This window comes from Cellulomonas sp. (genome assembly GCF_035634735.1).
GTDB lineage: Bacteria > Actinomycetota > Actinomycetes > Actinomycetales > Cellulomonadaceae > Cellulomonas.
This window is the reverse complement of the sequence record NZ_DASQCJ010000010.1, coordinates 15,481-34,947: the sequence shown is the minus strand read 5'-3', so window position 1 is coordinate 34,947 and position 19,467 is coordinate 15,481. Positions and strand designations below refer to the sequence as shown.

16 protein-coding genes, 1 tRNA gene and 1 pseudogene are annotated in these 19,467 nt (G+C 77.1%); 9 read left to right on the top strand and 9 right to left on the bottom strand.

Annotation, left to right across the window (positions count from 1 at the left end; all coding sequences use genetic code 11):
- Both VER05_RS01150 and VER05_RS01145 read right to left on the bottom strand, forming a co-directional pair.
- Positions 1-282, bottom strand: a pseudogene (locus tag VER05_RS01150) (gluconate transporter); the annotation flags it as partial.
- A complete protein-coding gene (locus VER05_RS01145) occupies positions 282-842 on the bottom strand; it encodes a gluconokinase (RefSeq protein WP_324843567.1) in 561 nt (186 codons plus the stop codon). The pseudogene VER05_RS01150 and the gene VER05_RS01145, both read right to left, overlap by 1 nt.
- 220 nt (positions 843-1,062) lie before the next feature.
- Here VER05_RS01145 and VER05_RS01140 point away from each other — a divergent pair, with 220 nt between their 5' ends.
- Entirely contained in the window at positions 1,063-1,755 is a 693-nt protein-coding gene (locus VER05_RS01140) for a FadR/GntR family transcriptional regulator (protein ID WP_324843566.1), read from the top strand.
- An 18-nt stretch (positions 1,756-1,773) separates the two neighbouring features.
- On the opposite strand, the gene VER05_RS01135 is transcribed toward VER05_RS01140, so the two are convergent.
- Positions 1,774-3,546 carry a pyruvate dehydrogenase gene (locus tag VER05_RS01135; protein ID WP_324843565.1) on the bottom strand — a complete coding sequence of 591 codons (1,773 nt, stop codon included), beginning with the start codon at positions 3,544-3,546 and terminating at the stop codon, positions 1,774-1,776.
- 239 nt (positions 3,547-3,785) lie between these two features.
- Here VER05_RS01135 and VER05_RS01130 point away from each other — a divergent pair, with 239 nt between their 5' ends.
- Positions 3,786-8,141 carry an SCO7613 C-terminal domain-containing membrane protein gene (locus VER05_RS01130; protein ID WP_324843564.1) on the top strand — a complete coding sequence of 1,452 codons (4,356 nt, stop codon included), beginning with the start codon at positions 3,786-3,788 and terminating at the stop codon, positions 8,139-8,141.
- A 140-nt stretch (positions 8,142-8,281) separates the two neighbouring features.
- On the opposite strand, the gene VER05_RS01125 is transcribed toward VER05_RS01130, so the two are convergent.
- A complete protein-coding gene (locus VER05_RS01125; protein ID WP_324843563.1) occupies positions 8,282-9,604 on the bottom strand; it encodes an MFS transporter in 1,323 nt (440 codons plus the stop codon).
- A gap of 70 nt (positions 9,605-9,674) precedes the next feature.
- Between VER05_RS01125 and VER05_RS01120 the strand changes: the two genes are divergently transcribed.
- The gene (locus VER05_RS01120) at positions 9,675-9,968 is read left to right on the top strand and encodes a GNAT family N-acetyltransferase (RefSeq protein WP_324843562.1); all 294 of its coding nucleotides are present in this window, start codon (positions 9,675-9,677) and stop codon (positions 9,966-9,968) included.
- Positions 9,969-9,995: 27 nt separating this feature from the next.
- Here VER05_RS01120 and VER05_RS01115 read toward each other — a convergent pair whose 3' ends face one another.
- A complete protein-coding gene (locus tag VER05_RS01115) occupies positions 9,996-10,676 on the bottom strand; it encodes an HAD family hydrolase (RefSeq protein ID WP_324843561.1) in 681 nt (226 codons plus the stop codon).
- Positions 10,677-10,762: 86 nt separating this feature from the next.
- Here VER05_RS01115 and VER05_RS01110 point away from each other — a divergent pair, with 86 nt between their 5' ends.
- Positions 10,763-11,380 (top strand): DUF998 domain-containing protein, encoded by a 618-nt coding sequence (locus tag VER05_RS01110; protein ID WP_324843560.1) that lies wholly within the window; start codon positions 10,763-10,765, stop codon positions 11,378-11,380.
- 25 nt (positions 11,381-11,405) lie between these two features.
- On the opposite strand, the gene VER05_RS01105 is transcribed toward VER05_RS01110, so the two are convergent.
- A complete protein-coding gene (locus VER05_RS01105) occupies positions 11,406-11,570 on the bottom strand; it encodes a hypothetical protein (RefSeq protein ID WP_168216929.1) in 165 nt (54 codons plus the stop codon).
- Positions 11,571-11,726: 156 nt separating this feature from the next.
- A complete protein-coding gene (locus tag VER05_RS01100; RefSeq protein ID WP_324843559.1) occupies positions 11,727-13,073 on the bottom strand; it encodes a flavin monoamine oxidase family protein in 1,347 nt (448 codons plus the stop codon).
- 190 nt (positions 13,074-13,263) lie between these two features.
- On the opposite strand from VER05_RS01100, the gene VER05_RS01095 reads away from it, so the two are divergent.
- Positions 13,264-14,088 (top strand): MerR family transcriptional regulator, encoded by an 825-nt coding sequence (locus VER05_RS01095; RefSeq protein WP_324843558.1) that lies wholly within the window; start codon positions 13,264-13,266, stop codon positions 14,086-14,088.
- A gap of 46 nt (positions 14,089-14,134) precedes the next feature.
- Here the strand turns inward: VER05_RS01095 and pgm are convergent, their stop codons facing one another.
- Complete coding sequence (pgm, locus tag VER05_RS01090; RefSeq protein WP_324843557.1) at positions 14,135-15,808, bottom strand: phosphoglucomutase (alpha-D-glucose-1,6-bisphosphate-dependent); 1,674 nt, start codon at positions 15,806-15,808, stop codon at positions 14,135-14,137.
- Between the two features lie 97 nt (positions 15,809-15,905).
- On the opposite strand from pgm, the gene VER05_RS01085 reads away from it, so the two are divergent.
- The 3 genes from VER05_RS01085 (at position 15,906) to VER05_RS01075 (ending at position 18,267) form a co-directional block, all read left to right on the top strand.
- Positions 15,906-16,730 (top strand): DUF5926 family protein, encoded by an 825-nt coding sequence (locus tag VER05_RS01085; protein ID WP_324843556.1) that lies wholly within the window; start codon positions 15,906-15,908, stop codon positions 16,728-16,730.
- A gap of 364 nt (positions 16,731-17,094) precedes the next feature.
- Entirely contained in the window at positions 17,095-17,799 is a 705-nt protein-coding gene (locus VER05_RS01080; protein ID WP_324843569.1) for a glycosyltransferase, read from the top strand.
- Between the two features lie 93 nt (positions 17,800-17,892).
- Positions 17,893-18,267, top strand: a complete 375-nt coding sequence (locus VER05_RS01075; RefSeq protein WP_324843555.1) for a VOC family protein — start codon at positions 17,893-17,895, stop codon at positions 18,265-18,267.
- 68 nt (positions 18,268-18,335) lie between these two features.
- Here the strand turns inward: VER05_RS01075 and VER05_RS01070 are convergent.
- Positions 18,336-18,420: transfer RNA gene (locus tag VER05_RS01070), tRNA-Ser, on the bottom strand.
- Positions 18,421-18,555: 135 nt separating this feature from the next.
- On the opposite strand from VER05_RS01070, the gene VER05_RS01065 reads away from it, so the two are divergent.
- Complete coding sequence (locus tag VER05_RS01065) at positions 18,556-19,266, top strand: AAA family ATPase (RefSeq protein ID WP_324843554.1); 711 nt, start codon at positions 18,556-18,558, stop codon at positions 19,264-19,266.
- Positions 19,267-19,467: the final 201 nt, after the last annotated feature.

The window sequence follows — 19,467 nt, the reverse complement described above, 5'->3', positions numbered from 1 at the left end:
GCCGAGGGCGATGAGGATGCCGACGCCGGCGACGGTCTCGCCGAGGCCCTTCGTGAACGAGGTGAAGGCGTCGACGTAGGGCAGGCCGGCGGCCACGGCGAGCACGCCGGCGCCGAGCATGAGCGCGAGGAACGGGTGCAGTTTCACCCAGACGATCAGCGCGACGATCACCGCGATGCCGACGACGGCGGCGACGATCAGCCGGGTGTCGGAGACGGCGGGCGCGGCGTCGTCGGCCGCGGCGGCCAGCAGCACGGGGGCTGCGGTCGGCAGGACGAGCATCAGGACTCCTGGAGGGTGGTCGACGGCGACGCGACGGCGCGCGCCGCGGCCGGGTCGATGCCGAGCTCGCGCAGGGCGGCGTCGGCGACGGAGTGGGGCGACACCTCGACCGGGACGACGACGCCGTCCTCGGCGTCGGCGAGCGGCTCGAGGGTCTGGAACTGCGAGGGCAGCAGGGACGTCGGCATGAAGTGCCCGGCGCGGCCGGACATGCGCTCGCCGATCGCCTCGATCGTGCCCTGGAGGTGCACGAACCGGACGCGGCCCTCGGCCTCGCGGAGCACGTCGCGGTAGGCGACGCGCAGCGCGGAGCAGGTGACGATGGTCGACCGGCCGGCGCGGGACTGCTCGGTGAGCCAGTCCCGCATGGCGCGCAGCCACGGCCAGCGGTCCTCGTCGGTGAGCGGGGTGCCCGCCGACATCTTGTCGATGTTGGCCTGGGGGTGGAACTCGTCGGCCTCGGCGTACGGCCAGCCGAGACGGTCGGCGAGGATCTGCGCGGTCGTGGTCTTCCCCGACCCCGAGACACCCATGATCACGAGGTGCTGGACCTCCGGCATCGCTGCCCTCCTTGACGTCGTTGTCCGGGCGTGAGCGTCCGGGCGCTGCCCCGGGTCTCCCCGGGGTGCCGACACTCTGCCACAAAGATGCGACCTTTGTAACCCAAAGATGTCACCAGTGGCGGCGAGCAGCGGGCGGCGTCCTCGCACCCGATCCCGTGTGCGACCCTGGCACGGCCGCCGGTCAGGCGCGCGCCGGGACGGGGACGAGGGGACGCACGTGGCGGTCGAGGTGCTGCACAGCACCGTGCTCGAGGCGATCGGCGCGGAGATCACGGCGGGGGTGCTCCCGGCCGGCGCGGTGCTGACGCTGGAGCAGCTCCAGCACCGGTTCGGGGTGTCCCGGACCGTGGCGCGGGAGACGATGCGCTCGCTGGAGCAGCTCGGGCTGCTGACGTCGCGGCGCCGGGTCGGGCTGGTCGTGCGGCCGTCGTCCGACTGGATGGTGTTCGACCCGCGGGTCATCCGGTGGCGCCTCGCGGGCCCGGGCCGGCTCGGTCAGCTGCGGTCGCTCACCGAGCTGCGCGCGGCGGTCGAGCCCGTCGCCGCCGCGGCCGCGGCCCGGCACGCCGCGCCCGACGAGGTGGACGCGCTGCTCGCGGTGACGGCGCGGATGCGCGCGCTGGGCGAGGCCGGTCGGCTGGAGGAGTTCCTCGCCGCCGACGTCGAGTTCCACGCGCTGCTGCTGCGCGCGGGGCGCAACGAGATGTTCAGCGCGCTGACCGAGGTGGTCGCGGAGGTGCTGGCCGGGCGGACCCGGCACGGGCTGATGCCGTCCCGCCCGCGGCCGGAGGCGCTGGACGCGCACGACGCGGTGGCGGCGGCGGTCCGCTCGCGCGACCCGGAGGCGGCGGAGCGGGCGATGACGGTGATCACGTCCGAGATCCGCGCCGCCCTCGGCGACCTGCACTGAGGGCGGCGCGGTCCCGGGTCAGGGGCGCGGGACGTTGCGGAGGTTCGAGCGGGCCATCGCCATGACCTCGCCCATGCCGCCGCCGAGGATCTCCTTGCTCATCGCCGCCGTGAACCCGCTGACCTGCTGGCGCGTGATCTTCGGCGGGATCGACAGCGCCCGCGGGTCGGTGACCAGGTCCACCAGCGCCGGACCGTCGTGCGCGAACGCCTGGCGCAGCGCCGCGCGGATCTGGGTCGGGTCCTCGACGCGCACCGACGGGATGCCCAGCGCGGTGCCGAGCGCGGCGTAGTCGATCGCGGGGGAGTCGGTGCCGTAGCTCGGCAGGCCGTCGACCAGCATCTCCAGGCGGACCATGCCGAGCGTCGCGTTGTCGAACAGGATCACCTTCACCGGCAGGTCGTAGTGCACGAGCGTGATGAGCTCGCCGAGCAGCATCGACAGGCCGCCGTCGCCGGCGATCGCGACGACGTGCTTCTGCTCCGCGCCCGAGTCCCGGGCGGCGAGCGCCGCGCCGATCGCGTGCGGGACGGCGTTGGCCATCGACCCGTGCAGGAACGACCCGATGACCCGGCGGCGGCCGTTCGGGGTGAGGTAGCGCGCGGCCCAGACGTTGCCCATGCCGGTGTCCACCGTGAACACGGCGTCGTCGGCGGCCTCCTCGTCCAGGACGACCGCGGCGTACTCGGGGTGGATCGGGCGGTGGTGCTCGACGTCCTTGGTGTACGCGCCGACGACGCCGCCCATCGCCTTCTCGTGCTTCTTCACCATCTGGTCGAGGAACCGGCGGGACTTCTTCCGCTCGACCAGCGGGAGCAGCGCGCGGACGGTCTCGCCGACGTCGCCGACGACGGCCAGGTCGTTCCGCGTCCGGCGGCCGAGGCGGGTCGGCTCGATGTCGACCTGGACGGTGCGCACGTCCGACGGCAGGAACTGGTCGTAGGGGAAGTCGGTGCCGAGCAGGATCAGCAGGTCGGCCTCGTCCATCGACGCCTGGAGCGCCCCGTAGCCGAGCAGGCCGGTCATCCCGACGTCGAACGGGTTGTCGTACTGGATGTGCTCCTTGCCGCGCAGGCTGTGCCCGACGGGCGCGGCGATCTTGTCCGCCAGTGCGAGGACGTCGTCGTGCGCGCCGCGGACGCCCGCGCCGGCCAGGATCGTGACCTTCTTGGCGCCGTCGATCGCGGCGGCGAGCGCGGCGACGTCGGCCTCGGCCGGGACGACGCGCGGCTTGCGCGGGCGGGCGAGCGTGTCGGTGCCGGCGGGCGGCGCCTCGAGGTCCGCGACGTCGCCGGGGAGGGTCAGCACCGCGACGCCGGGGGCGCCGTAGGCGTGGTGGATGGCGCTGCGGATGACCCGCGGGGCCTGCGCGGCGGACGAGATCATCTCGGAGAACACCGAGCACTCGACGAACAGCCGGTCCGGGTGCGTCTCCTGGAAGTACTGGGTGCCGATCTGCGCGCTCGGGATGTGCGAGGCGATCGCGAGCACGGGGACCCGGCTGCGGTTCGCGTCGTACAGGCCGTTGATGAGATGCAGGTTGCCCGGGCCGCACGAGCCGGCGCACACGGCGAGGTCGCCGGTGATCTCCGCCTCGGCGGCCGCGGCGAACGCGGCGGCCTCCTCGTGCCGGACGTGCACCCACTGGATGTCCGCGCCCGCGGCCCGGGCGCGGCGGACCGCGTCCACCACCGGGTTCAGACTGTCGCCGACGATGCCGTAGATGTGCTTGGCCCCGGCCGCCACCACCTGGGCGACGAGCTGGTCGGCCACCGTGCTGCTGCGTGCCACGGGTTCGCTCCTGTCGTTGGTCGTCAGGCCATATTCATCCCATGACTTGCCCGGGTGCCACACGGGGCGGTGTCTCGTCGGTCACGGGGGACGGCTCCACCCTGTCGCGGACGCGGGGGGTCGGCACGTCGAGCGGGCGGGGCCGCGTACGGGCCGGGGCGCGTCCGACGTGGTGAAACCCTGGGTGGGAACTGTGGACGCGGCCCCCGGCGGACCCGTGACCTGGCACGCTCGGCCCCGTGGACCCGACCCCCGTGGACGCGCTGAGGCGCCAGCTGCTCGACTTCACGCGGTGCGCCGCCTGCGGCGCGACCCTCGCGGCGACGCGCTGCGCCCGGTGCGGGCTGGAGATGGCGGGCGACGACGGGGCGCGGATCGCGGCGGCGTCGCGCGCGGCGGCCCGGGCGCTCGACGCGCGGCGGGACGTCATCGACGCGGCGCGGGCGCGGCAGGCGGCAGGGGTGGCGGGAGGCCCGGGCGCGCCGGCCGCGCCCGCTCGTGCCGGCGGCCCCGCGCCGGTCGGTGCCGGTGGGCCCGCGCCCGTCGCTGCCGGCGTGCCGGGGCCGTTCGGTGCCGGGACCCCGGTCCCGCCGCGGCCCCGCGTGACGCCGGCCGGGCCCCCGGTCCCGCCGCCGGGCGGCCCCTGGTCGGCCACGGGCGGGCTGCCGCCGGGCGGTCCGGGCCGGTCGGTGCCGGGCCCCGTGCCCGGTGCGGCGCCCGAGCGGTCGTTCGACGTCGCCCGGCTGTTCGTGCTCGCGGGCGCGGGCCTCGTCGCGGCGGCCGCGCTCGTGTTCGCGTTCTTCTTCCTCGCCGGCTCCCCGGGACCGCGGGTCGTCGTGATGCTGGTGGCGACGGCCGGCGCGGTCGCGGGCACGCTCGCCCTGCGCCGGAGCGGCCTCCGGTCGTCCGCGGAGGCGGTCGGCGGGCTGGTCGCGGCGCTCGCGGTGGTCGACGCCTGGATGATCGCGCTGCTGGTCGACGGGCCGGTGCGCTGGCTCGCCCTGGCGTTCCTGCTGCTCGCCGTCGGCCTCGGCCTGCCCGCCGCGGGCCTCGCGGTCCGGGTGCGCGCGTGGACCGTCGCCGTGCTCGTGCTGCCCGTCGTGCCGCTGTGCCTCGCCGCGGCGGCGGGGCCGAACCGCTGGGGCTGGCACCTCGCGCTGCTGGCCGCGGCGCTGGTGACGCTGGTCCGGGCGGGGTACCGCCGGGCGGTCGCCGACCGGTTCGCCGCGGACGGCGCGGTCGTCGACGCGCTGCTCGCCCTCGGGGCGCTCCTGCTGGTCGGCGCCGCGCTGCTCGCCGCGGTGGTGCTGCCGGCGCCGGTGCCGGGCTGGGGGTCGGGCGGGTTCGCGGTGGCGCTGCTGCTGTCGGCCGTCGTGACCCGCCTGCAGGCCGTCGCGGAGCGCCCGGCGTGGGGCGCGGCCGCCGCGTGGGTGTGGGTCGCCGGCGGCATGGCGGTGCTGTCCGCGGGCGTGGCCGTCGCGTCGGTGCTGCCGGCGCCGTTCGGGACGGTGCCGCTCGCGGCCGCCGCAGCATGGGCCCTGCTCGTCGGCGTCCCGCGCCTGCTGCCGGGCGACCGCGGCGCCGACCCGACGTACCGCGCCCTGGTGGCCGGCGGCTGGACGGCCCTCGTGCTGACCACCGGGCCGGGCACCGCGGTGGGCGTGCTGGAGGCGCTGGGGCTGCTCGGGGCCCTCGGGCTCGACGGTGCCGGGGCGCCCCGCGGGAGCGCCGGCTGGGCCCTGGACCCCGGCGCGTTCGCGCCGACCTCGTTCGGCGTGGGCGTCGGCCCGGTGCTCGCCGCGGTCGTGCTCGCGGGGGCGCTCGCGGCCGTCGGGCGGGTCCCGCTGGCGCCGGTCGCCGAGTCGGTGCCGGTCGCGACGCTGCGCGGGCCCGGGGCCCCCGCGGCGGGGCACCCGGCTGGTGCGGCGCCGGCGACCGGGCCCGCCGTACCCGTGCACCCCGCCCGGCCCGCGCCGCCCGTCGCCCGCACGACCGTGCGGCGGCCGCACGCCGTCGTGGTCGTCGGCCGCGCCTGCCTGCCCGTGGCGGTGGTGCTGGCGGCCTGGGTCGCGGTCGGGCTGCTGCGTGCGTGGTCGGTGCCGCTGCTGCTGGGCGAGCTCGCGCTGGCCGCGGCGCTCGTCGAGGTCGCGCGGCGCCTGCCGGCGGTCGCGCGGATCGCGGCGATCCCGGGTGGCGCCGCGGGCCGCGAACCGGGGGCCGTCCGGGGCGGCGCGGCGGCTACCACCCCGGGTGTCGTTGCCGGCACCGTCCCGAGTTTCGCCCACGGCAGCGCTCCGGCCACCGCCGGCGCGCCGCTCGTGCGCCCCGCCCCGCGGGTCCCGTGGCGCGGCACCCTCGCCTCGGCCGCCTTCGTCCAGATCGCGTTCCTCGCCCTGCTGACCTGGGTGTCCCGCCCGACGACGGCGCTCGGCGCGGTCGCCGTCGTCGTCCTGCTGCTGCGGGCGCGGGCGCTGCTGCCCCGCGACGTCCGCGCGGTGCTGGTCGGGCTCGCGACGGCCTACGCCGGCGCGGTGCTCGCGGCCGTCCTCGCCTGGTCGGGCTGGGAGGGCTCCGGCGTGGTCGGCGGCGTGGCGGTCGCGCTGCTCGTCGTGGCGGCCGCGCTCACCGTGCTCCCGCGGGTCGCCGACGACACCTGGCTCGGGGTGCTGGTCGTCGCCCTCGTCCCCGCGGTGCTGGCGATCGCGGGGGTCGCGGCCGACCGCACCTGGTGGGGCGCCGGCGCCGCGGCCGCGCTGCTGCTGGTGGAGGTGCTGCTGCTCGACACCCGCGCCCGTCCCGTGCCGGCGTGGGCGCGCGTCACCGCGGCGGCGCTGGTGCTGCCGACGGTCTCCGTGGTCGTCATCTGCGCGGGCGCCGTGCTGCTGCCCGGCTCCGGGTCGCCCGTGCTGCTGCCCGTCGTCGCGGTGCTGGCGTCGGCGGCCGCGGTCGCCGCCCCGGCGATCGGCGACCGCCTGCGGCGGCGCGCACCCGGCACCCCGGGCGACCACGCGCGCGTCGCGGTCGAGCTCGCCGCGGCCGGCACCGGCGCCGTCGCGCTGCTGCTCGGCATCGCGCGCACGCCGACCGGCGCGGACACGGTGCTCGTGCTCAGCGCGCTGCTCGGCGCCGGCGCGACGGCCGTGGCCCTGCGCCCGGACCGCCGGCTCGCGTGGTGGCCCGCCGCGGTGCTGTGGTGCGGCGTGGTGTGGTCGGCGCTGGTGTGGTGGGGCGTCGGGCTCGTCGAGGCGTACACGGCGCCCCCGGCGCTGGCCGCGGTCGTGGTGGGCACGCTGCTCGCCCGCCGCGGCGACCGCTGGCGGCCGCTCGTCGCCGCGGGGGTCGCGCTGCTGGTGGCGCCGACGCTGCTGCTCGCCGTGGCGGGCCGGGACGTGGGGGTCCGGTCGGCGGTGCTGCTCGGCGTCGCGGCGCTGGCGGTGGCGGCGGGTCTGCTCGGCCGGCGCGGGCGTGCCGCCGCGTCCCCCGCCTGGGCGGCGCTCACGGGGCCGCTTCTCGTCGGCGGCGCGGCGGCGGCGCTCGCGGGCGCGGTCCGGTCGGCGCACCTCGCGGCGGGCACGCCCGTCGGCGGCGGCGTGGCCAACGCGCGGCTGTTCGGCGCGGCCCTGCTCTGGTCGCTCGCCGGGGCGGTGCTGCTCGGCGCCCTGGGGCGGCTGCTGGCCGCGGGGCGCGCGGGGGTGCCGGCGGCCGGGAGCCCGCGGGCGGGTGCGGGTGCATCGGCGGGTGCCGGGGCGTGGGCGGGTGCCGACCCGCGGCGCGCGGCCCGGGACGCCGCCCTGCGCCGCTGGGCGCTCGCGCCCGCGCTGGTGGCCTTCACCGTCGGCGCCCTCGTCGCCGTGCGCCCGTCCTGGGCGCTGACCTGGACCGGCTGGGTCGTCGAGCTCGCCCTGCTCGCGCTCGCCGTGGCCGCGGTGCGGTCCGAGGCGTCCCGGGAGCGGGGCCCGCTGGCTACCGACGTCCCGCCGGGCTGGGTGCTCTGGCTGGCGGCGCTCGCCTGGGCGATCGGCGCCTGGAGCCCCCGGGAGCTGCGCGTCGAGGTGTTCGCCCTGCCGCTCGGCCTCGCCCTGACGGCGATGGGCTGGGTGGCGTTGCGCGCGGCGCTCGCGGCCTCCGACGCGGCGGCCCGCGGGCCGGCAGGCGCACCGGCTGCCGGGGCGGGACCGGCCGACCCGGTCGGGTCCGCCGCCGCCGGCCCGCGGCCCGCGTGGCCCGTCGGGCGCGCGACCTCGGTCGCCACGCTGGCCCCGGGCATCCTCGCCACCCTGGGCCCGTCGATGCTGGCGATCTGGACCGACCCGATGACCTGGCGCGCGATCCTCGTGGTCGTCCTGGCGCTCGGCTTCATGCTCGAGGGCGCGCGGGAGATGCTGCGGGCACCGCTGGTGCTCGGGGCGGGTGCGCTGCCGGTGGCGGTGGTCAGCGTGTTCGCGGCGCAGCTCGGCCGGACGATCTCCGCCGGGCCGTGGCTGCTCACGCTGCTCGCGGCGGGCGGGCTGCTGCTGGTGCTCGGCGTGTTCGCGGAGCGCCGGCGGACGGCCGTGGCGGAGGGCCGGGCGACGGCGGCGGGCGTCCTGCGCTGACCCGCGGCCGCCGCCCGCGGCCGCCGCTGCGCCGACTGTCCATGAGACGTGTCTTGTGCCTATCCCGCGGGTAGGCACTCGACACGTTTCGTGTTCCCTCGCGGGCTAGCGGCCTCGCGGGCGTGCCCCGGCCCCGCGCGTCAGCGGCGGGCGTCGCCCCGTCGTGCGGCCTCGCCGTCGACCTCCGCCAGGCCGTCCGCCTCCGCGTCCGCGTCGCCGAGGCGGGTGGTGGCCGCGCCGGCGTCCACGGCCCCGGCCGTGCCCGCGCGCAGCACGCGCAGCGACCCGAGCACCGCGACGACCGCCAGCACCGCCGCGCCGACGACCACCAGGTACCCGCCGTGCGAGCCCTGCCGGTCGATCAGCAGGCCCGCGACCCACGACCCGACGGACACGCCCACGCCGAGCGAGGTGCCGACCCAGGTCAGCCCCTCGGTCAGCCGCTCGCGCGGCACGAGGTCCTGCACGAGCCCGTTGCCGTTGATCAGCGTCGGCGCGATCGCGAACCCGGCGACGAACATGACGACCGCGAGCATCACCATCGAGTCGACCAGCACGAACAGCGACGCGCCGAGCGCCAGCGCGACCATCCCGATCGCGAACCGCCGCCACAGCGGCGTCGTCCAGTGCCGGGCGCCGTAGAGCAGGCCGGAGATCATCGACCCGCACGCGAACACCGCGAGGATCACGCCGGCGAGCCCGGGCCGGCCGGACTCCTCGGCGAACGCCACGGTGCTGACGTCGGTGCCGCCGAAGATCGCGCCCATCGCGACGAACACGACCGCGAGCACGATCATCCCCCCGGACCGCATGACCGAGCGGCGGCGGACCGGGGTGCCGTCGAGGGCGGTGACGACCTCGCGCGGGTGCGGCGGCGGCTGGGTCCCGCGCTGCCCGAGGAACCAGAACCCGCCGAGCACCATCCCGACGACCGGCACGATCAGCCCCGCGGACGGGGTCACCGCGGTGGCGAGCGTGGTGGCGAGGATCGGGCCGACCACGAACACGAGCTCGTCCAGCGCCGACTCGAGCGAGTACGCGGTGTGCAGCGCGCGCGGGTCGTCGAGCACGTGCGACCAGCGGGCGCGGACCAGGGCGCCGAACGACCCGACGGTCGCCCCGACGACGACCGCCGTGGCGTAGAGCGACCACACCGGGGCGCCGGTCAGCGCGCAGGCCACCAGCCCGACCAGCGCCGTGGCCGACACCGCGACCGCGGGCCGCATGACGCGCGCCTGCCCGTACAGGTCGACCAGGCGCGCGAGCTGCGGGGAGCAGATCGCCTGAGCCAGCACGTACGCCGCGGACACGCTGCCGGCGAGGCCGTACGAGTCGTACAGCGCCTCGATCATCAGCACGATGCCGATGCCGACCATGGACATCGGGAGCCGGGCGATCACCCCGGCTGAGGAGAACGCCAGCGCCCCCGGACGGGAGAGCACGTCGCGGTAGGGCCCCAGCACGCGGTCAGTGTCGCACCCCCCGCCGACACGCCGCTCGCGCATCCCGGCCCGGCGCCCGGATACTCGGGGCATGACGACGCGCGTGACGGACGTGGCCGACCAGCAGCGGTTCGAGATCACCGACGACGAGGGCACCGTCCTCGGCGTCGCGGAGTACGAGCGGCGCCCCGGCGTCGTCGTGTTCACGCACACCGAGGTCGACCCGCGGCAGGAGGGGCACGGCATCGGCTCGACGCTGGTGCGCGAGGCGCTGGACGCCGTGCGCGCGGCGGGCGAGCGGATCGAGCCGCGCTGCCCGTTCGTCCGGGCCTACGTCGAGGAGCACCCCGAGTACCGGGACCTGGTGGTCGACCCGGTCGGCTGAGCCCCCGGGCGGCGAGCGCGGCGCGGGTCAGCCCCGCAGCAGCGCCCCCACCGGCGTCGCGTCGAGGTCCCGCAGCAGCGCCGCGACGTCCTCGACCACGTCGGCCGCCCCGGCGTCGCGGAGCTCGGCCTCCGAGGTGCCGCCGGACAGCACGCCGACGCACGGCACCCCCGCCCGCACCGCCGCCTCGACGTCCCACACGGAGTCGCCGACGAAGACCGCGCGGTCGGCCGGCACCCCCGCCAGGTCGAGCGCGGCGTGCACGAGGTCGGGCTCGGGCTTCGCCTCGTCCACGTCCTCCGCGCCGGTGACCTGCACGAGGTCGTCCACGTCGAGCGTCGCCCGGAGCTTCTCGAGCTCCTCGGGGGCGGCGGACGTCGACAGCACCACGCGCACCCCGCGGTCCGCCAGGGACCTGATCAGGTCCCGCGCGCCGTCGAACGGCCGCAGCAGGTCGGCGAGCTCGGCGTAGCGCGCGGTGTGCCGCTCCTTCGCCTCGTCGCCCAGCCGGTCGGCGTCGTCGCCCAGGAGCTCGCCGGTCAGCCGGCCGGACCCCATGCCGATCCGCCGGTGCACCCGCCAGGCGTCGACGGGGTGGCCGACCTCGCCGAACGCCCGGACCCAGGCGTGCACGTGCAGGTAGTTGGAGTCGACGAGCGTGCCGTCGATGTCGAGCAGGACGGCGGTCGGTGCGTCGGTGCCGGTCATGCCTCCGGTCTAGCTGCTGCCGGCCGGGCCCGCGACCGCTGGCCGCCCCGCGCGCGGGCGTCGCGCGCCCGGGCTAGCGTGCGGCGATGCCCCACCGCCTGCGCGCCCTCGCCGACCCGCGCGCGGCGGCGCCCCGCCCCTGGACGGTCGCGTCGGCGGTCGCGGCACCGGTCGCGATGGTCGGCGGCTGGTTGCTGGCGGAAGCCCTGGCGCCGGGGTTCGACCCGGTCGCCGGCACGATCAGCGAGCTCGCCACCGCGGACGTGCCGCACCCCGGCGTGATGACCGCCGGCCTGCTGCTCACCGGTGCCGCGCACGTCGCGACCGCGGCCGGGCTGCGCGGGGTCCCGCGGGTCGGCCGGCTCGGGCTCGCGCTCGGCGGCGTCGCCACGGCCGCCGTCGGGCTGCTGCCGCTGGACCGGGTCCCGCAGGCCCACGGGATCGCCGCGGCGGTGGCGTTCGGGGCGCTCGCGCTGTGGCCCGCGGCGTCGGCGCGCCGGGGCGGTCCGTGGCCGGTGCGCCCCGCCGTCGCGGTGCCGGCGACGGCCGTCCTGCTCGGGCTGCTGGGCTGGTTCGTCGCGGAGGCGGCGTCCGGCGGGCCGGTCGAGGGCCTCGCGGAGCGCGCGGTGGCGGGCGCGGAGTCGGTGGCGCCGCTCGCCCTGGTGCTCGCGCTGCGGGTGTCGCGCCGCCGCGCCGGGTCGTAGCCGAGGCCCGGCGCGGCGGGCGGTCTCAGGGGTTGAGGTACGAGCCCGGGTCCTGGTCGGACGGGCTGGCGTCCGGCATCGACCGGGCGACCTCCTCGTCCGAGACCTCCTCGTCGCGGATCTCGTCCACGTCGGGCTCGGTCAGGGCGTCGGGGGAGTCCTCGGGGAACGGCGTGACGTCCTCGCTCATCACTGCTCCTTCGCTGCGGGTGGACGGCCCACGCTAGGCGCGCCGCGGGCCGCCCGCGCGCCGAGCGTGGGCGGGCGCGGCCGGGCGGCCGGGCGTCGTCGGCCTCAGCCCGTCGGCCGGTCCGCCCGGAGCCAGCCGCCCGGACCTGCCCGGCCGTCAGCCTCCCGCGCGCACCTCGCCCAGGTCCTCGGCCACGCGCCGCGCCTCCCGCTCGCCGGCGCGCACCGCCCCCTCGAAGTACCCGTTCCACACGTCGGCGGTCTCGGTCCCCGCGAGGTGCAGGCCGCGCCAGGGCTCCCGCAGTGCGGCCGCCCACCGGTGCATCGTGCCGACGGCGAAGCTGCCCGAGAAGCAGCCGCCGGTGTAGGCCTCGTCCTCCCAGGAGAACTCGACGAAGTCGGCCGGCTCGGCGATCCGGGCGTCTCCGACGCGCTCCACGAGCTCCGCGAGCAGCAGCTCCCGGCGCTGCTCGGCCGGCAGCGCGCCGAGGGCGACCGTCTCGTCGCCGTAGGTGAAGAACGTCAGCACGCCGCGCGCGTCGCCGGGGACGGAGTTGTCCACCGCCTCGGTGATCCAGCCCGCGTCGGTGGTGAACACGCCGGACAGGCCGTGCTCCCGCCACAGCGGGGTCGGGTAGACGGCGTGGTACTTCATCGCCAGGCCCGGGGTGATCGAGGCGAGCGCGCGCCGCGTCGGCGAGGGCAGCGGCGGCGACACCCGCACCCCCAGCAGCACGGCCGGCGGGACCGTCACCACCACGCGACGGGCGCGCAGCACCCGCCCGTCGGCGGCGCGCACCAGCCAGTCGTCGCCGTCGAGCGTCAGCCCGGTCACGGCGAACCCCAGCCGCAGGTGCTGGCGCCCGAGGGCGTCGGCCATCCGCTCGACGAGGGCGGCCGGCCCGCCGAACACCCGGTCCTGCTGCGCGCCGCCGCGGGTCGCCAGCAGCGACGCCGTGCCGTTCCCGCTGCGCACGTAGAACAGCATCTGGAGCACCGACACCTCCCCGGCGTCCTTCGCGAGCAGGCCGCCGGCCAGCACGCGCCCGAGGTACGCCGCGGTCCCCGGGTCGGTCTGGCCGCGGAGCCAGGTGTGCAGCGTCTGCTTGTCGAGCGCCGCGGCGTCCGGCGTGCGCTCCGGGGCTCGCAGGTCGACGGTCGCGGCGAGGGCGTCCACCCGCTCGAGCACGGCGGCTGCGGCCGCCGACGGCGCGGCCAGGCGCTCACCGCCCTGGTGCACGACGGCCGCGCCGACCTCCTGCAGCGGGAACAGGTCGACGCCGAGCTCCGCGGCGAGCTCGTACATCCGGGTCTGGGTCGGGCCGATCCACTGGCCGCCCAGGTCGATCTGCAGCCCCCCGTCGAGCCGCCGGGTGCTGACGCGGCCGCCGACCCGGTCCCGCGCCTCGACGACGACCACCTCCAAACCCTGCGCGCGGAGCTCGCGGGCGGCGGCCAGGCCGCTGAACCCGGCTCCGATGACGACGACGGGGGTGTTGCTCATCAGGCGGACGTCCTTCCGGTCGGACGGGGCGCGTGTGCCCCGCTCCGGCTCGCCCCGCGGCGGCTGCCGCCGGGTGGCGGCGCGACCGAGTCCGTCCCGCCACGCTAGCCACGGGACCTACGTCCCGGAAAGACCGACTTCGTCGACCCGGCTGGACCCTGACACGGTGGCAGGGTGTGGGGTCGTGGACATGTCCGACACCCGGCTCCTCACGATCGGCGAGTTCTCCCGCCTCTCGATGCTGAGCATCCGCATGCTGCGCCACTACGACGAGCACGGCGTGCTGCCGCCCACCCGGGTCGACCCGTTCAGCGGGTACCGGAGCTACCACCCCGCGCTGCTGCGCACGGCCGGACGCATCCGGGCGCTGCGGGACGCCGGGGTGGGGATCGCCGACCTCGCGGCCTGCGCCCCGTTCGACGACGTGGCGCGGCTGCGGGCGGTGCTGCTCGAGCGGCGGCGCGCGGCGGCGGCGGAGCTCGCCCTCGCCGAGGGCCGGTTGTCGGACATCGACCGATTCCTCGCCGACCTGGAAGGACCCGTCATGTCCACGAACCCCGTCCGCACCACCCTGCCCGCGCGCCGCGTCGCGTCGCTGCGGGCCGTCATCCCGGCGTACGACGACGAGGGGCTGCTCTGGCAGCGCCTCGGGGCGGCGCTCGGGTCCTCCGGGGTCGTCCCGGCGCCGGAGGCGTCCGCCGTCGCCGTGTTCCACGACGAGGGATTCGTCGACCGCGACCCGGACGTCGAGGTCCAGCTCGACGTGACCGGGGAGTTCCCCGGCACCGACGGCGTGCGCTACGTCGAGGAGCCGCCCGTCGACGCCGTGGTCGCCGAGCTCCGCGGGCCGTACGACGGCGTCAGCGGGGTGATGGCCGCCCTCGGCGAGTGGATCGCCGCCCACGGCCTGCGGGTCGCCGGCCCGATGCGCAACGTGTACGTGGTGGGGCCGGCCACCGAGCCCGACCCGGCCGCCTGGGTGACCCGGGTGTGCCTGCCGGTCGCCGAGGTGTGAGCCCCGCGCCGGCCCGGCTCCTGGGAGTCGGGCCGGCGCGTCGCGGTCAGCCGCCCAGGGCGTCCGACACGACGTCCTTCGCGGCCTCCTGCACCTGCGCCAGGTGCTCCGGGCTCACGAACGACTCGGCGTAGATCTTGTAGACGTTCTCCGTGCCGGACGGCCGGGCCGCGAACCAGGCGTTCTCGGTCGTGACCTTGAGGCCGCCGATCGCCGCGTCGTTGCCCGGCGCGGAGGTGAGCTTCGCGGTGATGTCCTCGCCCGCGAGCGTCGTCGCGGTGACCTGCTCCGGCGACAGCTTCGCGAGCGTGGCCTTCTGCTCGAGCGTCGCCGGCGCATCGACCCGGGCGTACCAGGACTCGCCGAACCCGGCGACGAGGTCGGCGTGGTGCTGGGACGGCGACTTGCCGGTCGTCGCGAGGATCTCCGAGGCGAGCAGCGCCAGGATGATGCCGTCCTTGTCGGTGGTCCACACCGTGCCGTCCTTGCGCAGGAACGACGCGCCGGCGGACTCCTCGCCGCCGAAGCCGACGGAGCCGTCGAGCAGGCCGGGCACGAACCACTTGAACCCGACCGGCACCTCGAGCAGCCGGCGGCCGAGGCTGCCCGCGACCCGGTCGATCAGCGAGGACGACACCAGGGTCTTGCCGATCGCGGCGTCCGCGGGCCAGCCCGGGCGGGCGCCCGCGTACAGGTAGCCGATCGCCACGGCCAGGTAGTGGTTGGGGTTCATCAGGCCGGCGTCCGGCGTGACGATGCCGTGCCGGTCGGAGTCCGCGTCGTTGCCGGTCGCGATGTCGAACGGCGAGTCGCCCTGCATCGCGGTGACCAGCGAGGCCATCGCCGACGGGGACGAGCAGTCCATCCGGATCTTGCCGTCCCAGTCGAGGGTCATGAACGACCACTGCGGGTCGACCGTCGGGTTCACGACCGTGAGGTCCAGGCCGTAGCGCTCCGCGATCGCGCCCCAGTACTCGACCGACGCCCCGCCGAGCGGGTCCGCGCCGATCCGCACGCCCGCCGACCGGATCGCGTCCAGGTCCAGCACGTGCGCCAGGTCGTCGACGTACGCCCCGAGGAAGTCGTGCTTGCGGGTGGTGTCCGCGGCGAGCGCGGCGTCCACGCCGACGCGCGGCACCCGGTCCACGCCGCTCGCCAGCAGCTCGTTGGCGCGGTTCGCGATCCACGTCGTCGCCTCGGACCCCGCGGGGCCGCCGTGCGGCGGGTTGTACTTGAAGCCGCCGTCGCGGGGCGGGTTGTGCGACGGGGTCACCACGATGCCGTCGGCCAGGCCGGGGCCCGAGGCGCGCACGCCCTCGGACGTCGCCGCGCCGTTGTGCAGCAGGATCGCGTGCGACACGGCGGGCGTCGGGGTCCAGGAGTCGCGGGCGTCGACGCGCACCTCGACGCCGGCCGCCGCGAGCACCTCCAGCGCCGTCCGCCAGGCCGGCTCGGACAGGCCGTGGGTGTCCCGGCCGATGAACAGGGGGCCGTCGGTGCCCTGGCTGCGGCGGTACTCCACGATCGCGGCGGTGATCGCCACGATGTGCGCCTCGTTGAAGGCGCCGTCGAGGCTCGAGCCGCGGTGACCGCTGGTGCCGAACACCACGCGCTGCGCGGGGTCCTCCAGGTCGGGGCGGCGGTCGTGGTACGCGGCGAGCATCGCGTCGACGTCCACGAGGTCGGAGGGCTGGGCACGGGTTCCGGCACGCGGGTCCATGGGCCGATCCTGCCACCGACGGCCCCCGCGCGGCTGGTCGAGCGGGCGGCGGGTCCCGTCCGTCCCCGGCCCCGACCGGCCCGGTAGCCTGGTGCGCATGGCCTCTTCCTCCGTCGACTTCGTGCTGCGCCCCTTCGAGGGCCTCCCCGGCGAGCCCGACTGGGTCGCCCTGCGCGAGCTCGTGCCCGCCGCCACCGCGACCGCCCGCACGAACGCCGAGCACGGCGCGCGCGACATCACGGTCACCACCGTGCTGCCCGACGGCTGGGCCGCGCTGCACCGCGCGGACGGCGTCGTGCTGCTCGCGCTGCAGGTGGTGGGCGGCTCCGGCGACGCGAGCCGCGACCTCGCCGCCGCGCTGCTCGAGGCGCTCGACTCCGAGCCCGGCACGGCCGTGCAGAACTCCGGCCTGGCCGGCCCCGGCCCGCGCCTGCAGGACGTGCTCGACCTCACTGTGCCCTTCGAGGTCACGGTCGAGGAGAGCTTCGCCTACTGGGTCGCCGCCGACACCGAGATGACGCCGGACCTGAAGGCCGCCATCGAGGAGGCCGACGCGGGCGTCGTCGACACCACCAAGCTCGCCGCCGTCGACGCCGCGTACTGGGTCCGCATGGGCTCCCGCGAGTACCTGCGCTGGGCGCAGCCGCACGACGAGCAGCAGGTCATCGACGGCCTCGCGCGCCTGCACGGCCGCCGCGAGTCCGGCTTCGACGGCGCCAAGTTCATCGGCTACTTCCGGTCCAACGGCCTCGTCGTCCCGGTGTGGGAGCTGGCCCGTGGCAGCGAGGCCGAGGACATCGAGCCGGCCGTCGCCGAGTTCGCGCCGCGGTTCGCCGCCGCGCTGGCCGACACCGAGCCGCTCGACGCGAACGCCCGCCGCGCCCGCGCCGGCATCGTCGCCCGGCAGGTCACGCTCCGCTGACGCCGCCGCAGGCCGTCCGCGACGCACCCCCGGGTCGCGTCGCGGGCGGCCTGCGCCGTCCCCGGCGCCCGGTGCCCGGCGGACCCGCTGGTGACGGCGCCGCGCCGCCCGTGTGACCGTCGTGTGCAGCGTCCGCGTGTCCGGGCCCGGACGGCGCGCGGGGCCCGGCCGGATCGATAGGCTGATCCGCGTGACGGGCGAGGCGGAGGACAGGACCGAGGAGCGATCGGTCGACGACCGCCCTGCCCGGGCGGAGGCGACGGCCCCGCGCAAGCCCCGGCGGCCCCAGCCGCAGCAGCCCGCGCCGCTCGAGGCGCCCACGACCACCGCCCGCACCGGGCGCTCCCGGCAGCGCGTCGCCGTCGTGATCCCCGCCAAGGACGAGTCCCGCCGGATCGCGGCCACCGTCCGCTCCGCGCGGGCGATCCCGAACGTGGACCTCGTGCTCGTCGTCGACGACGGCTCCGAGGACAACACCCAGCACGTCGCGCGCGAGGCCGGCGCGGTCGTCGTGCGGCACTCGCACAACCGCGGCAAGGCCGCCGCCATGGAGACCGGCGCCGCCGTCGTCGCCATGCGCGACGCCCCGGACCGACCGCCGCGCCTGCTGCTGTTCATCGACGGCGACCTGGGCGACACCGCGGTCAACACCGCCCCGCTCGTGCCGCCGGTGCTCGAGGGCACCGCGGACGTATCCATCGCGCTGCTGCCCCCGCAGCCCGGCGCCGGCGGCCGCGGCATCGTCGTGGGCGCCGCCCGGCGCGCGATCCAGTCGCTGACCGGCTGGACCCCGACCCAGCCGCTGTCCGGCATGCGCTGCCTGACCCGCGAGGCCTTCGAGGCCGCCACGCCGCTCGCCCGCGGCTGGGGCGTCGAGACCGGCATGACCATCGACCTGCTGCGCAAGGGGTTCGTGGCCGTCGAGGTGCCCTGCGACCTGCGGCACCGCCCCTCCGGCAGCGACCTGCGCGGCCAGATGCACCGCGCGGCGCAGTACCGCGACGTGCAGCTCGCGGTGGCGGCGCGCCGGCTGCGCTCCATCGGCGCGGCGCCCCGCAAGAAGGGCTGACGAGCGGGCCGGATCTCGTGTCGGGGGCCGGTCGTACGCTGGGCGCAGTCGATCCCGCAGCGGCGCGGGGTCGCCCGTCGCGGGGGTCTGGGCATGGCACACGGGGACATCACGCACATCGACATCCCGGTCGACGACGTCGACCGGGCGAAGGGCTTCTACGGCGCCCTGTTCGGCTGGCAGATCCAGGAGTACCCGGGCTACGAGGGGTACCCGATGTGGCAGGCGCCGAACAAGATCAGCGGCGGCGGGCTCGCGCCGCGGGACGAGAACTTCGACCGGCCGCGGTCGTACGTCGAGGTCGACTCGATCGACGACACGCTGCGCCAGGTGACCGAGCTCGGCGGGCGAGTGGTGCGGCCCAAGGCGGAGATCAGCGAGACGAGCTGGTGGGCCGTGTTCGTCGACACCGAGGGCAACGAGATCGGGCTCTACGAGGGGACGACGGACACCGACGGGACGGAGTGACCGGCCCGTCCGGGGCATGACGAAGGGCCCGTCACCAGCGCTGACGCGGTGACGGGCCCTTCGACCTGCGGAGGATGGGGGATTCGAACCCCCGAGGGCGTTAACCCAACACGCTTTCCAAGCGTGCGCCATAGGCCACTAGGCGAATCCTCCCGGCCGTAAGAGGGTACCCGAGCCGGAGCCGTGCTCGGTAACCGGGTCGGACACGTCCGCCCGGCGCGCCTGTCGGCCCGGTGTGGTGGGCTGTCCCGCGTGCCCCTGACCGGTCCCGCCCTCCCCGTCCGCCGCTTGCGCGCCGACGACCGCGAGCCGGTCCCGGGCGGCGCGTGGTTCGCCCGCGTCCCCGCGGTGGCGCAGGTGCTGCGCGACGGCTGGGACCTCGGGCCGGCGACGGTGCTGGTGGGGGAGAACGGCGCCGGGAAGTCGACGCTCGTCGAGGCGCTGGCGATGGCCTTCGGGATGGGCGCGGAGGGCGGCTCCACGGGCGCGCGGGCGGAGACGCGGGCGTCGGAGTCGGCGCTGTGGCGGCACCTGTCGCTGGAGCGCGGGGCGGGCGGGTCGCGGCGCGGGTTCTTCCTGCGCGCCGAGACGATGCACGGGTTCTACACCTATCTGGAGGAGAACCCCCGGCTCGGCGGGCCGCCCGACACGGCGTTCCACGAGATGTCGCACGGGGAGTCGTTCATGGAGCTCGCCGTGTCCCGGATGCGCGGGCGCGGGCTGTACGTGCTCGACGAGCCGGAGTCGGCGCTGTCGTTCACCGGCTGCCTCGCGCTGCTCGCGCACCTGCGCGGGCTGCTGGCGGGCGGGGCGCAGGTGGTGCTGTCGACGCACTCGCCGCTGCTCGCCGCGCTCCCCGGCGCGCGGGTGGTCGAGGTGGGGGACTGGGGCCTGCGCGAGACCGCGTGGGAGGACGCGGACCTCGTGCTGTCCTGGCGCGGCTTCCTGGCCGCGCCGGAGCGCTACCTGCGCCGGCTGGACGACCCCGGCGGCGCGTGAAGCGGTCATCTTGCATGTCTCGGCGCCGATGGAAGGGCAGGGTCGCCCGGTCCGACGTGGCGGCAGGGTTCGGGGAGTGCGGTGGAGGCGGGAGCAGCGGGCTGGGCCGAGGCCCTCGGAGTGGTCGCGGATCTGTGCAGCGTCCTGACGCTGGTCGGCGTCGTCGCCGTGGCGGTCGTCGGCGGACGGTTGCGGGTCATG